Raw genomic sequence first — 13,428 nt, 5'->3', positions numbered from 1 at the left:
GCCATGATCGGAAATTTCATTGGCGTGCTCTTCGACGGGATTGCCTACGGCAGCCTCTTATTCCTGATCAGCGTCGGCCTCTCGGTCACGATGGGCATGATGAACTTCATTAACCTGGCGCACGGCGCATTCGCCATGGTCGGCGGCTACGTCTGCGTGACCCTGCTGCAAAAGCTCGGCATGCCTTTCCTCGCCACGCTGCCGCTCGCCTTCATCGCCGCGGCCGTGGTCGGCCTGGTGCTGGAACGCACCCTGTACCGCCAGCTGTACCAGGCGACCCACCTCGACCAGGTGCTGTTCTCGATCGGCCTGACCTTCATGGCGGTGGCCGGCGCGACTTTCCTGTTCGGCCCGACCCAGCAGCCGGTCAACCTGCCGGACTGGCTGCGCGGCCAGGTGCACGTGCTGGGGCTGGACCTCGGTTCCTACCGCCTGTTCCTGATCGGCATCGTGGTGCTGGTCACGCTCGGCCTCTACCTGCTGATCGAGCGTACCCGCTTCGGCGCCCAGATCCGCGCCTCGGTCGACAACCAGACCGCCGCCGCCGGCCTGGGCATCAACGTCAGCCGCGTCTTTTCGCTGACCTTCGCCCTCGGCTCCGGCCTGGCCGGGCTGGGCGGGGGCCTGGGCATCGACGTGCTGGGCCTGGACCCGAGCTTCCCCGTGAAATACATGGTCTACTTCCTGCTGGTCGTGGCCGTAGGCGGCGCCGGTTCCATCAAGGGGCCGCTGATCGCCGCGCTGATCCTGGGCGTGTTCGACGTCGCCGGCAAGTACTACGTGCCGGAAGTGGGCGCCTTTGTCATCTATACGCTGATGGTGGTGCTGTTGATCCTGTTCCCGTTTGGTCTCGTGCGGAGGAAAGCATGAACGTCCGTTCCACTTCGATCCTGAAATCCGACGGCAACACCGGGGCCGCTGCCGCAACCGCTGTCGACCGCTCCGCGCTGCGCCTGCCGAACGACCGCTGGAAGCCGCTCGAAATCGTGTTTTGGCTGCTGCCGGTGGCGTCCTATTTCCTGTTCCCCGACTACCTGGTCCTGATCAGCCAGATCATGATCATCGGCCTGTTCGCGCTCTCGCTCGACCTGATCCTGGGCTATGCCGGCATCGTCTCGCTCGGCCATGCCGCCTTCTTCGGGCTCGGCGCCTACACCGCCGGCCTGCTGTCGGTGCATGGCTGGGGCGAACCGATTTCCGGCCTGCTGGCGGCCGCGCTCGTCGCCGGCATCGCCGGCTTCATCGTCAGCTTCCTGGTGGTGCGCGGCCAGGACCTGGCGCGCCTGATGGTCACGCTCGGCATCGGCCTGATGCTGTTCGAGGCGGCGAATAAAGCCGCCTTCATCACCGGCGGCGTCGACGGCCTGTCGGGGATGGTGATGGGGAATTTGTTCGGCCAGTTCGAGTTCGACCTGTTCGGCAAGACCGCCTTCTGGTACAGCTTCGGCGTGCTGTTCATCCTGTTCGTGGTGCTGCGCCGGCTGGTCAATTCGCCCTTCGGCATGTCGCTGCGCGGCATCCGCGAAGGCGGGCGGCGCATGCCGGCCATCGGCGCCCACGTCGACCGCCGCCTGAAAACGATCTTCACCGTCGCCGCCGCGGTCGCCGGCGTGGCCGGTGCGCTGCTGGCGCAGACGACCCAGTTCGTCGGCCTCGACGTGCTTGGCTTTCCGCGCTCGGCGGAACTGCTGATCATGCTGGTGCTGGGCGGTACCGGGCGCCTGTACGGCGCGCTGATCGGCGCGGCCGTGTTCATGATCGCGCAGGACAAGATCTCGGGCCTGGATCCGGCCTACTGGCAGTTCTACATCGGTCTGTTCTTGGTGCTGATCGTGCTGTTCGCACGCGGGGGCATCATGGGTGGCGCGGAGAAGATTTACGCCCGTATTGTGGGTAACAAGCGACGCAAGGAGGCAGCATGACGAACACGCTCCGTACCGAAGGCCTCTCGAAGCAATGGGGCGGCTTCAAGGCGAACACCGACATCACGCTGAACTTCGAGCCCGGCGCGCGCCATGCGCTGATCGGTCCGAACGGCGCCGGCAAGACCACCTTCATCAACCTGCTGACCGGCGGCTTCCCGCCGACCAGCGGCGCGGTCTGGCTGGGCGACCAGAACATCACGAAGCTGCCGCAGCACGAGCGCGTGAAACTCGGCATGACGCGCACCTTCCAGATCAACACCCTGTTCGCGGGCATGACCGTGCTCGAATCGGTGGTGCTGGCGATCTGCGAACGGCGCGGCCTGCAGAAAGTATGGTGGAAGACGGTCGAGAACCACGCCGACGTGGTCGACGAAGCGATGGCCCTGCTGGCGACCCTGAAGCTGACCAAAGAGGCGAATTCCATCACCCGCAGCATGGCTTACGGCAAGCAGCGCCTGGTCGAGATCGCGCTGGCGCTGGCGACCAAGCCGAAGATCCTGCTGCTGGACGAACCGGCCGCCGGCATTCCCTCGCTTGAATCCAAGGAGCTGTTCGAAGTCATCGCCGGCCTGCCGCGCGACGTCACCGTGCTCTTCATCGAGCACGACATGGGCCTGGTGTTCCGCTTTGCCGACCGCATCACGGTGCTGGTGGGCGGCAAGGTGCTGACCGAAGGGACGCCGGACGAAATCGCCGCCGACCCGCGTGTGAAGGAAGTCTATCTGGGGGAGGCCGAACATGGCTGAATTGCTGGCATTGAACGGCGTCACCGCCGGCTACGGCGAATCGATCGTGCTGGAAGACGTGTCGTTTACGATGAACGAAGGCGACAGCCTGGCGCTCCTGGGCCGGAACGGCGTCGGCAAGACCAGTCTGTTGGTCACGCTGATGGGCCTGACGCGCCTGCACAAGGGTTCGATCCGCTGGGGTGGCGCCGACATCGCGCGCGTGCCGACCTATAAACGCTCGCGCTCGGGCCTGGGCTGGGTGCCGCAGGAACGCCACATGTTCCCTTCGCTGACGGTCGAGGAGCACCTGACCGTGGTCGAGCGTCCCGGGCCGTGGAACCTGGCGAAGATCTACGAGATCTTCCCGCGCCTGCACGAACGGCGCGCCAACATGGGCAACCAGCTCTCCGGCGGCGAACAGCAAATGCTTGCCATCGCCCGCGCCCTGATGACCAACCCGCGCATCCTGCTGCTCGACGAACCGATGGAAGGCCTGGCGCCGATCATCGTGCAGGAACTGGTGCGTGTGATCAGGAAGCTGGTGGCGGAAGAGGGCATGTCGGTGATCGTGGTCGAACAGCACGCGCGCCTGGCGCTGTCGCTGACCTCGCGCGCGATCGTGCTGGACCGTGGCCGCATCGTCCATGACTCCGATTCAGCCAGTTTGCTGGCCGATGGCGAGAAGCTCGACCGGTTAGTCGCCGTCGCGTAGGGCGGGCATGCCCGCCGTGATACGTACCGGCTCCGATGTCGTGCTCGACGATCTCGCCGTGCGTATCACGCGGACATGCCCGCCCTACGTGTTCGCGCAAGTACGTAGGGTGGACTCCTGAGTCCACGCGGTGATACGTGACGGCTCCGATGTCGTGTTCGACGATCTCGCCGCCACGTATCACGCGGGCATGCCCGCCCTACAAATGCGTCTTTGGACGCACCCATAAAAAAGAGGAGACACACCTTGAACTACCTGAACACCACCCGCCGCCATATCGTCCTCGGCGCCGCAATTCTGTCCGCCGGCCTCGCCTCCAACCTGGCCCACGCCGCCGACCCGATCAAGGTCGGCCTGATCGTCCCCATGTCCGGCCCCTTCGCCTCCACCGGCCGCCAGGTCGACGCCGCGGTCAAGCTGTTCCTGCAGCAGAACGGCGCCACCGTCGCCGGCCGTCCGGTACAGATCATCCTCAAGGACGACGGCGGCGTCTCGCCCGACGTCACCAAGCGCATCGCCCAGGAGCTGGTCGCGCGCGACAAGGTGCAGGTGCTGGCCGGCTTCGGCCTGACCCCGCTCGCCTTTGCCGCCGCCCCAGTCGCGACCCAGGCCAAGGTACCGATGATCGTCATGAACGCAGCCACCTCGGTGATTCCGCAGCGCTCGCCCTACATCGTGCGCACCGGCTTCACGCTGGCGCAAGTCACCGCGCCGATGGCGCAGTGGGCGGCCAAGAACAAGATCAAGTCGGTGGTCACCTTCGTTTCCGACTACGGCCCCGGCATCGACGCCGAAAAGGTGTTCGTGAAAGACTTCACGAAAGCCGGCGGCAAGATCGTCGCCTCGCTGCGCGCGCCGCTGCGCAACCCCGACTATTCGCCTTTCCTGGCGCGCGTGAAAGACGCAAAACCGGATGCATTGTTTGTTTTCGTGCCCTCGGGCGAAGGCGCCGCCGTGCTGAAGCAGTTCACCGACCGCGGCCTCGCACAAGCCGGCATCCGCCTGATCGCCACCGGCGACGTGCTCGATGACGACCTGATGCCGAGCATCGGCCCGGCCGCCGTGGGCGTGGTCAGCAGCCACCACTATTCGGCCGCGCACCCGTCGCCGGAAAACAAGGCCTTCGTGGCCGCGTTCACCAAGGCGAACAAGAACATGCGCCCCAACTTCCACGCCGTCGGCGCCTACGACGGCATGCACCTGCTGTACGCCGCGCTGAAGAAGACCAACGGCGACAGCAGCGGACCGAAGCTGCTGGAAGCGATGAAAGGCCAGTCCTGGACCAGCGTACGCGGCCCGGTCACGATCGACCCGGCCACGCGCGACATCGTCCAGACGGTGTATATCCGCAAGGCCGAGCAGGGGCAGGGTGGGGTGTACAACGTCGAGTTCGACAAGGTGGAGAAGTTCAAGGATCCAGGCGTGGAGTGATCGATTGCATCGGCCGGCTGCGCATGAACGGGCTTCTCGTTCCGCGTAGCGGCCCGTACCGTTTCCCGTAGGGTGGACTCCGTCCACGCGGATTAAAGATGCCGATAGCAGCGCAGGCAACAGCCCCACATGCGCATGCGGATCGATTCACGGAGAATGCAACGATGATCGACCGGTGAACGCGTGGACGGAGTCACCCTACGAAATACGAAAACGGCTTACTTCTCCGGCACCGCCAGCGGCGCCCGGCTCTGCTCGTTATTCTCGTTCACCAGCTTCGCCAGCAACGTCATGAACACCCGTTGCTCCTCCACGCTCAAGGGATCGAGCAAGCGCTGCCGCAAGCGCTGCGCCCCCGGCACCAGCGCATCGAGCACGCCCTGGCCGGCGGTCGTGATGGTCAAGGCGCGCTGGCGCCGGTTGTGCGGAATCACGCGCCGCTCGAGCAAGCCTTTTTCCTCGAGCCGGGCGCAAACGGTAGCGCCGGTCGAGGTATCGATCGCCGCCAGTCCGGCCAATGACACCTGGTCGATGCCGGGATGCTCGGCCAGCCGGCTCAGGATCGCATACTGCACCGGCGTGAGTTCGCCCCCCATTTCGTCGTAAAAAATCGACACCGAAATCTGCTGGGCGCGCCGCAGCAAATGGCCCGGGTGATCGTACAAATCGAGCATCTCGCCCCGTGCGTCAGGTGTTTTTTCTGCAGGCATATTTCCAGTCGATAAGTGGTGCAGCGCACCATGAAAAAAGTTTGAAAACCTAGTTTACTTCGTCGCGCAAACGCGTGATACTTTTCTCACATTCAGTGTACTGAATATTGAGCAGCTAAAAAAGGAGACGAGATGTTCCCGAAAAACGCTTGGTACGTAGCCTGCACCCCCGACGAAATCGACGGCAAGCCTTTGGGCCGCCAGATCTGCGGCGAGAAGATCGTGTTCTATCGCGGCCAGGGCGGCAAGGTCGCCGCCGTCGAGGATTTCTGCCCGCACCGCGGCGCGCCCCTGTCGCTCGGCTTTGTCCGCGACGGCAACCTGGTCTGCGGCTACCACGGCCTGGAAATGGGCTGCGAAGGCAAGGCGATCAGCATGCCCGGCCAGCGCGTGCGCGGCTTCCCCGGCATCCGCAGCTATCCGGTCGAAGAGCGCTACGGCTTCATCTGGGTCTGGACCGGCGACAAGGAAGCGGCCGACCCGGCCACCATCCACCACCTGGCATGGGCCGAGAACCCCGAGTGGGCCTACGGCGGCGGCCTGTACCACATCAACTGCGACTACCGCCTGATGGTCGACAACCTGATGGACCTGACCCACGAGACCTATGTCCACGCATCCTCGATCGGCCAGAAGGAAATCGACGAGGCGCCGGTGACGACCAAGGTCGAGGGCGAAGAGGTGGTCACCAGCCGCTTCATGGAAAACATCATGCCGCCGCCGTTCTGGCAGGCGGCCCTGCGCGGCAACGGCCTGGCCGACGACGTGCCGGTCGACCGCTGGCAGATCTGCCGCTTCAACGCACCCAGCCACGTGATGATCGAAGTCGGCGTCGCCCATGCGGGCAAGGGCGGCTACAACGCGCCGAACGAGCACAAGGCGTCGTCGATCGTGGTCGACTTCATCACGCCCGAGACCGAGACTTCGCACTGGTATTTCTGGGGCATGGCGCGCAACTTCAAGCCGCAGGACGCCGAGCTGACCGCGACCATCCGCGAAGGCCAGGGCAAGATCTTCGGCGAAGACCGCGAGATGCTGGAACTGCAGCAGCAGAACATCCTGCGCCACCCCGAGCGCAAGCTGCTGATGCTGAACATCGACGCCGGCGGCGTGCAGTCGCGCCGCATCATCGATCAATGGCTGTCGAAAGAGCAGATGAAGGAGTTCGCGCCATGAGTACCATTGAGGTTCGCGTAGCAAGCAGGCACAACGAAGCCGACGGCATCTGCAGCTACGAGCTGGTGCCCACTAGCGGCGGGGCGCTGCCGGGCTTCGAGGCCGGCGCCCACGTCGACGTCCACCTGCCGGGCAACCTGGTGCGCCAGTACTCGCTCTGCAACGCGCCGACCGAAACCCACCGCTATCAGATCGGCGTGCTGCGCGACGCCGGCTCGCGCGGCGGCTCGGAGGCGATGCACGACCACATCGACGTCGGCTCGGTCTTGAGCATTTCGGCGCCGAAGAACCATTTCCCGCTGGTCGATGCCAAACGCACGCTGCTGCTGGCCGGCGGCATCGGCGTGACGCCGATCCTGGCGATGGCCGAAACCCTGGCGGCGAAGGGCGCGCAGTTCGAGATGCATTACTGCGCGCGCTCGCCGGAAAAGGCGGCGTTCAAGGAGCGCCTGGGCGAATCGCACCTGCGCGACCTGGTCCACTTCCACTACGACAGCGGCGATGCGGCGCAAAAGCTCGACATGGCGGCGCTGCTGGCCAAGCCGGAAGCGGACACCCACCTCTACGTGTGCGGCCCCCAAGGCTTCATCACCTACGTGCTGGACACGGCCAAGGCGCAGGGCTGGCCGCAGGCGCAGCTGCACGTCGAATACTTCAGCGCGGCGGCGGTGGACACCACCGGCGACCAACCCTTCGACGTCAAGCTCGCCTCCAGCGGCAAGGTATTCACGGTCCCCACCGGCACCACGGTGATCAAGGTGCTGGCCGAAGCCGGCGTCGAGATCCCTTACTCGTGCGAAGAAGGCGTCTGCGGCACCTGCCTGACGCGCGTGGTGGAAGGCGTGCCGGACCACCGCGACATGTACCTCACCGAAGAGGAGCAGGCGGCGAACGACCAGTTCACGCCCTGCTGTTCGCGGTCGAAGTCGAAGGTGCTGGTGCTGGATTTGTAGGATGGACGGGGTGGCGTCCACGCGTTCAATCGCGAAGCACGATAGACCACGATACGTAGGGTGGACTCTGTCCACGCGGTCGAACCTTTGCGTGCCGCACCGTTCCAGGAAAGGTGCGGCATGCAAACGACGTACCGCGTGGGCGGAGCCCACCCTACGATCGCGCGCTTGCCGGCCTATAGCTCGGCCACAAAGTCCGTCACCAGGCGGGAAAACACAGCCGGCTGCTCCGCCGCACTCAAGTGCGATGCTCCTTCGATGACCTCGAGCCGCGCCCCCGGGATCCCGTGCGCCAGCGCCTCGGCCATCGCCACCGGCGTTCCCTGATCCAATTCGCCGGCAATCACCAGCGTCGGCACGCCAATCTGGCCCAGGCGGCCGGCAGTATCCACCTTGCCCACCGCATTGCAGCACCCAACATACCCGACCGCATCGGTCGTCACCAGCCGGCGCCGGTAGCGCGCCACGGTGGCCGCCTTGTGTGCGCGGAAGGCGTCGTGGAAGTAGCGTCCCATGACCGCATCCGCGATCGCTTCGATGCCGTCCGCGCGCACGGTGGCGATGCGCTGCTCCCATACCGCCTGCGCTGCTTCCGGATAGCCGCCCGTCGTATTCGCCAGCACCAGGGCGCGTACCAGGGAAGGATGGCGCAGGGCCAGCTCCTGGCCGACCATGCCGCCCATCGACAAGCCGACCCAGACCACCGGCCCGATGTCGAGCTCGCGCAGAAGACGTGCGGCGTCGTCGGCGAGATCGGCCATCGTGTACAGCGCATCCGGTGCGTCGGAACTGCCGTGGCCGCGGTGGTCGTAGGCGATGACGCGGCAATCCGCCGCCAGCTGGTTCGCCAGGCTGTCCCACATCGTCAGGTCGCAGCCCAGCGCGTGGCTGAGTACGACCGTGTGGCGCGGCGCCTTGCCGCTGCGCGGCTCGCGCACGCTGTAGTGCAGGGCGGGGCTGGTGCTGGTGCGTTTTTCTCGGCCGATGCCGGAATGCGCGGCGCTGCCAGGCGCGGCCGGTTCCAGCACGTAGCCGATCTGTTCGCCGACTTCGCGCAGGATCGCCAGCGTATGCGTAAATGCCGTGTTCGCGGCCGGTACGCCGGCGTAGATGGCCGACTGCATCAGGATTTCCTTGATCTCGTCGGGCGTGAGGCGGCTGTCGTCCGGGCCGAGCAGGGCGGCGCGCACGTGCAGCTCGAACTCTTCCCAGCGGCCCAGCGCGACCGTGATCGACAGGACGATCGCGCGGCGCGTCTTGTGGTCCAGGCCCGGGCGGCCCCAGATCTCGTTCCAGGCAAAGCGGGTGATCAGGTTCTGGAAGTCGGCATTGAAGCCGGACGCCTTGTTCAGCGAACGGTCTACCCATTCGTCGCCCAGCACGGTGCGCCGGTTGTGCAGGCCGCGTTCGAAGTCGTGGTCAATCGGATCGAAGCTCATGCGTCGTTACTTTCGAAAAGGAGGAGTGGCGTCCAGCGCGGCCATGCGCGCACGCAGGGCTTGCAGCTGGCCTTCGGCGAGGCGCCGTGCCGGTGCGAGGGTGGCGACCGGATCGAACAGGGTGGCGAGATGGTCGAGATCGACATGCGCCGCGAGCTGCGCGTCGGCCTTGACGGCGTCCTGCAGCAGCGCGTCCAACGGCCGGTGTTCGGAAGTAACCCGTACCGTGAGGCCTTCCAGCAGCGCGTGCGCGGCGGGACGGCCGACCGCGCCGGCCAGGTAGCTCGACGCGCTCTCGGCAAACACCAGCCCCTTCAAGGCCGCGATATTGCCCAGCATGCGTTCGCGGTCGACCGTGAGGCCGGCAAAGGCGTCGTCCAGCGCATTCAGGGCGCCGTGGGCCGAGAGGAAGAGCGGCGGCCATTCGGCCAGTTCCGCCTGCCAGTTGCCCAGGCCCCGTTCGTGCTGCTGGTCCATGCAGGCCAGCAGCGCCGCCGCATGCTGGGGCGTGCGCCGCGCCGCCGCCAGGGCGATCATCGACGACACGGGATTGCGCTTGTGCGGCATTGCCGACGAGCCGCCGCGGCCATTGCCCGAAGGTTCGGCCAGCTCGGCGATTTCGCCTTGCGCCATCAGCGCCAGGTCGGTCGCCAGCTTGCCCAGGCTGCCCGTCAGCACCGCCACTTCCAGGCCGAGGCGCACCCATTCGTCGCGCTGGGTATGCCAGGCGGCGTCGGCGACTTTCAAACCCAACTGCGCCGCGACGCGTTCCGCCACCGCGCCACCGTGTTCCTTCATGACCGACAAAGTGCCGACCGCGCCGCCCAACTGCAGCTGCAGGGCACGTTCGGCGGCCGCGCGCAGCGATGCGCGCGCACGCACCAGCGGCGCGAGCCAGCCGGCGGCCTTGAAGCCGAAACTGGTCACCTGCGCCGGCTGCATCAGCGTGCGCGCCAGCACCGGCGTGGCGAGGTGGTCGTCGGCCAGCGTCAGCAAGTGCGCGCTCAAGGTCTGCAGCCCATCGTCGAGCAGCTGCAGTGCGTCGCGCGTGACCAGCACCATGGCGGTGTCGATCACGTCCTGGCTAGTGCTGCCCCAGTGCACGTGGCGCGCCGCGGCTTCGTCGTACAGCGCGACGGTCTTGGTGAGTTCTTTCACCAAGGGGATGGCAAGACTGCCGGCGCGGCGGCCGGCAGCGATCAAGGCCGGGATGTCGTACAGCTCGGCCTTGCACACGCCGGCGATGGCGCTGGCGGCAGCGGCCGGGATCAGGCCTTGCTCGGCCTGGGCGCGCGCCAAGGCCGCCTCGAAGCGGAACATGGCCCCGACGATCGCCGCGTCGTCAAAGGCGGCGATCGCGTCGGGGGTGGTAAGGAAACTGTCGAAAATCGATACGCTCATGGGTCAGGCTTGCCGCTCAGACGTAGTCGAAGAAGACGGTTTCCTTCTCGGTCTGCATCCAGATGTCCCAGCGGTAGGCATTCTCTCCGGTCTTGCGCGCGAGCAGGGTGGCGCGGCGCGCTTCCGGCACCTGGTTCAGTATCGCCGATTGCGCGAGACCCGTGTCGTCTTCCAGGAACACGGCGGTGAACTGGTGCTTTACCAAGCCGCGTGCGAACACGGTGACGTACATGACCGGCTCGCCGCGCGTGGCGGCTTCCGGCATCGAGATGCACATCGAGAATTCGCCCGCTTCGCCGCTCGGTATGCGGCGGAAGCCCGGGATGGAATGTTCGGCTTCGTGCGCGGCGCCGGCGGGCGTCCAGGCTTCGATCTGGGCATCGTTGATCGGTGCGCCGTTGCCGTCGTAGATGACGCCGCTGATGTTGATGGTCGGCGCGCTCGACTTGACGTTGGTTGGCGTGCAGGCGGAAACCGCCCATTGCCAGGCTTCGTGCGAGAAGGGCCCGATGGTTTGCGAGGTGGTGATGTTGGACATAATGATTCTCCTTACAGGCCCATCGGCGTGGCGTCGCGTCCGCGCAGGACGATATCGAATTCGTAGCCGAGCATCTCGCCGCCGACGGTTTCGTCCATGCTGAAGCGCGAGATCAGGCGCTGGCGCGCGGCTTCATCGGGCACGCTCTGGAAGATCGGATCGAAGTCGAACAGCGGATCGCTCGGAAAATACATCTGCGTCACCAGACGCTGGGCGTACACGTTGCCGAACAGCGAAAAGTGGATGTGCGCCGGGCGCCAGGCCTTTTCGTGGTTGCCCCAGGGGTAGGGGCCGGGCTTGATCGTGACAAAACGGTAGCGACCGTCGTCGTCGGTCAGCATCTTGCCGACGCCATAAAAATTCGGGTCGAGCGGGGCCGGGTGCTGGTCCTTGTTGTGCCAGTAGCGTCCGGCCGAGTTGGCTTGCCAGACTTCGACCAGCGAATTGCGCACTGGCTTGCCGTCCTCGTCGACCACGCGGCCGGTGACGACGATCTTTTCGCCGAGCGGCTCACCCTGGCCGTGCCTGGTGAGGTCGGTGTCGTTCGGCAGCAGCAGGCGCGGCGTGGTGACGATGTTCTGCGTGACCGGCACCGGCGCCTCGATGCGCAGGTTCGGCTGCTTCGGACCGCGCGGCACGGTCGATTTGTAGGCCGGATAAATGAGCTCGGGGTAAATGCCCGGTTCGATGACGTCGAATTTCACGGTTTGTCTCCTCCAATAATCTTGTCGATGCAGGAAATGGTAGGCCGGTCTAGCGCTTGCCACAAGCGGCGGAGGTGGTGCGCCATCCACCTTGCGCACACTCCGTGCGATACTCGCACAAATCGATGACTTTTTGCTCCCCATGCCTGACATTCCTCTTGAACGTGATCTCGTCGCCGGCCTGGAAAAAGGTTTGAAGGTGATCGAAGCCTTCGACCAGGAACGCTCGCGCCTGACGATTGCCGAGGTGGCCGAAGCGACCGGGCTGACGCGCGCGGCGGCGCGCCGCTACCTGATCACGCTGACCCACCTCGGCTACATGCGCCACGAGAACAAATTGTTTTCGCTGACGCCAGCCGTGCTGCGCCTCGGCCAGTCCTACCTGCACTCGGCGCGCCTGCCGCGCATCGTCCAGCCTTTGCTGTACCGGCTGGCGTATTCGCTGGGCGAAGCGGCCTCGGTCGGCGTGCTCGACCACGACCAGCTGGTGTGCGTGGCGGCGGTCAGCGCCGGGCAGCTGGTGTCGGCCACGCTGCAGCCGGGCACGCGCGTGCCGGCATACTGCACCGCGAACGGCCGCATGCTGCTGGCCAGTCTGCCGCAGGCGCAGGTCGACGCCTTCCTTGGACGCGCGCAGCCGGAGCCGATCACCCAACACACGATCGTGCACCGCGAACGCCTGGCGCTGGAAATCGCCCGCGCCCGTGCCCAGGGCTATGCGCTGGTCGACCAGGAACTGGAACTGGGCCTGCGCACGATCGCCGTCCCTTTACGCAATTTCCGGGGCGAGGTGGTGGCGGCGATGAACGTCAGCGTGCATGCAGGGCGGTTGCCGATCGAACAGATGGTGGAGCGCTGTTTGCCGGCGATGATCAAGATTCAGGTTGAGTTGGGGGCGTTGCTGTGATGCCGCTGCAACCGGTCACGCTGTACGGCGGCGGCATCGCCATCGTTCCCGTAGCGCCCGGCCACGCTGACATGCTGGCGGCGCTGGTGCGGCAGGAGCGCGAGCACCTGCAGGCCTGGCTGCCGATGGTGGCCACCCTGGCATCGCTCGATGCCGCGCATGCGCATCTCGAGCGCGCTAGCGCGTGCGCCGTCGCCGGGACGGCCTTTGAATGGCATCTCTTCAGCGGCGACACCCTGTGTGGCGCCGTGCGCCTGAAGGATATCGACCATGGGGGCCGCAAGGCCGGAATCGGCTATTTCCTCGGCAGCGGGTTCGCCGGCCGAGGCATCGTCACGGATGCGCTGCAGGTCGTGCTGGCCTGGTGCTTCGGCCCGCTCGGCCTGAACCGCATCGAACTGCGCTGCGCCACCGGCAACGAACGCAGCATGCGCGTGGCCGAACGGCTGGGTTTTACGCGCGAGGGCGTGCTGCGCCAGGACGAATGCCTGCATGGGGTGTTCGTTGATGCATATGTGTATGGGCTGCTGCGCAGCGAATTTACCGGCGGGCGTTGAACTGCTGCACACGGTCGTAGGGTGGTCGGCTCCACCCGAATGCGTGGACCTCGATGACGCCAGCGCCGCCCACGCGTTCAACCGGCGCGTGACACCTCGCGTCGTCGCGATGCATGCGTGCGTTGAACGCGTGGGCGGCGCATGGGGCGCGTTGGTGCGGATGCCGGGGTGGAGCCGACCCTGTAAAGGCAAATTAGAAATGTCCGGTCGCAGCAAATTAGAAATGTCCGGTTTTTCGGTCATGCCT

General features: G+C 65.8%; 15 protein-coding genes. 10 read left to right on the top strand and 5 right to left on the bottom strand.

Going from position 1 to position 13,428, the window contains the following annotated elements; all coding sequences use genetic code 11:
• Positions 1 to 3: 3 nt before the first annotated feature.
• From IFT60_RS12275 to IFT60_RS12255, 5 genes are all read left to right on the top strand, one after another.
• On the top strand, positions 4 to 870 hold the full coding sequence (locus IFT60_RS12275) for a branched-chain amino acid ABC transporter permease (protein WP_192052269.1): 867 nt from the start codon (positions 4 to 6) through the stop codon (positions 868 to 870).
• Entirely contained in the window at positions 867 to 1,922 is a 1,056-nt protein-coding gene (locus tag IFT60_RS12270; protein ID WP_192052268.1) for a branched-chain amino acid ABC transporter permease, read from the top strand. Before IFT60_RS12275 ends, IFT60_RS12270 begins: the two co-directional genes overlap by 4 nt.
• A complete protein-coding gene (locus IFT60_RS12265; protein ID WP_192052267.1) occupies positions 1,919 to 2,671 on the top strand; it encodes an ABC transporter ATP-binding protein in 753 nt (250 codons plus the stop codon). The genes IFT60_RS12270 and IFT60_RS12265 overlap by 4 nt, the downstream gene beginning before the upstream one ends.
• Positions 2,664 to 3,365, top strand: a complete 702-nt coding sequence (locus IFT60_RS12260; RefSeq protein WP_192052266.1) for an ABC transporter ATP-binding protein — start codon at positions 2,664 to 2,666, stop codon at positions 3,363 to 3,365. The genes IFT60_RS12265 and IFT60_RS12260 overlap by 8 nt, the downstream gene beginning before the upstream one ends.
• Before the next feature lie 255 nt (positions 3,366 to 3,620).
• Positions 3,621 to 4,796: an ABC transporter substrate-binding protein gene (locus IFT60_RS12255; protein ID WP_229510844.1), complete on the top strand. Its 1,176-nt coding sequence runs from the start codon at positions 3,621 to 3,623 to the stop codon at positions 4,794 to 4,796.
• Positions 4,797 to 5,014: 218 nt separating this feature from the next.
• On the opposite strand, the gene IFT60_RS12250 is transcribed toward IFT60_RS12255, so the two are convergent.
• Entirely contained in the window at positions 5,015 to 5,506 is a 492-nt protein-coding gene (locus IFT60_RS12250; protein ID WP_229510835.1) for a MarR family winged helix-turn-helix transcriptional regulator, read from the bottom strand.
• Positions 5,507 to 5,638: 132 nt separating this feature from the next.
• Between IFT60_RS12250 and IFT60_RS12245 the strand changes: the two genes are divergently transcribed.
• Together IFT60_RS12245 and IFT60_RS12240 are read left to right on the top strand one after the other, a co-directional pair.
• Entirely contained in the window at positions 5,639 to 6,682 is a 1,044-nt protein-coding gene (locus tag IFT60_RS12245) for an aromatic ring-hydroxylating dioxygenase subunit alpha (RefSeq protein ID WP_192052265.1), read from the top strand.
• A complete protein-coding gene (locus IFT60_RS12240; protein ID WP_192052264.1) occupies positions 6,679 to 7,635 on the top strand; it encodes a PDR/VanB family oxidoreductase in 957 nt (318 codons plus the stop codon). Before IFT60_RS12245 ends, IFT60_RS12240 begins: the two co-directional genes overlap by 4 nt.
• Before the next feature lie 176 nt (positions 7,636 to 7,811).
• On the opposite strand, the gene pcaCD is transcribed toward IFT60_RS12240, so the two are convergent.
• From pcaCD to pcaH, 4 genes are read right to left on the bottom strand one after another with little or no spacing between them, the layout of a single operon-like run.
• Positions 7,812 to 9,074, bottom strand: coding sequence for a bifunctional 4-carboxymuconolactone decarboxylase/3-oxoadipate enol-lactonase PcaCD (gene pcaCD / locus IFT60_RS12235; RefSeq protein WP_192052263.1), 1,263 nt, complete (start codon positions 9,072 to 9,074; stop codon positions 7,812 to 7,814).
• A gap of 6 nt (positions 9,075 to 9,080) precedes the next feature.
• Positions 9,081 to 10,475, bottom strand: coding sequence for a 3-carboxy-cis,cis-muconate cycloisomerase (gene pcaB / locus IFT60_RS12230; protein WP_192052262.1), 1,395 nt, complete (start codon positions 10,473 to 10,475; stop codon positions 9,081 to 9,083).
• Positions 10,476 to 10,491: 16 nt separating this feature from the next.
• Positions 10,492 to 11,013, bottom strand: coding sequence for a peptidase associated/transthyretin-like domain-containing protein (locus IFT60_RS12225; protein ID WP_192052261.1), 522 nt, complete (start codon positions 11,011 to 11,013; stop codon positions 10,492 to 10,494).
• Positions 11,014 to 11,024: 11 nt separating this feature from the next.
• Positions 11,025 to 11,717 carry a protocatechuate 3,4-dioxygenase subunit beta gene (pcaH, locus tag IFT60_RS12220; RefSeq protein WP_374000914.1) on the bottom strand — a complete coding sequence of 231 codons (693 nt, stop codon included), beginning with the start codon at positions 11,715 to 11,717 and terminating at the stop codon, positions 11,025 to 11,027.
• Positions 11,718 to 11,859: 142 nt separating this feature from the next.
• On the opposite strand from pcaH, the gene IFT60_RS12215 reads away from it, so the two are divergent.
• The 3 genes from IFT60_RS12215 to IFT60_RS26355 form a co-directional block, all read left to right on the top strand.
• Positions 11,860 to 12,624 carry an IclR family transcriptional regulator domain-containing protein gene (locus IFT60_RS12215; protein WP_192052259.1) on the top strand — a complete coding sequence of 255 codons (765 nt, stop codon included), beginning with the start codon at positions 11,860 to 11,862 and terminating at the stop codon, positions 12,622 to 12,624.
• Positions 12,624 to 13,181: a GNAT family N-acetyltransferase gene (locus IFT60_RS12210; protein ID WP_192052258.1), complete on the top strand. Its 558-nt coding sequence runs from the start codon at positions 12,624 to 12,626 to the stop codon at positions 13,179 to 13,181. Before IFT60_RS12215 ends, IFT60_RS12210 begins: the two co-directional genes overlap by 1 nt.
• Positions 13,182 to 13,224: 43 nt before the next feature.
• Positions 13,225 to 13,428 (top strand): hypothetical protein (locus IFT60_RS26355; RefSeq protein ID WP_206759233.1); only part of this gene is annotated, 204 nt, incomplete at its 3' end.

This window comes from Massilia sp. CFBP 13721 (assembly GCF_014842025.1).
Lineage (GTDB): Bacteria > Pseudomonadota > Gammaproteobacteria > Burkholderiales > Burkholderiaceae_D > Telluria.
The sequence above is the reverse complement of the archived record's forward strand: the minus strand, read 5'-3'. Positions and strand labels throughout refer to the sequence as shown.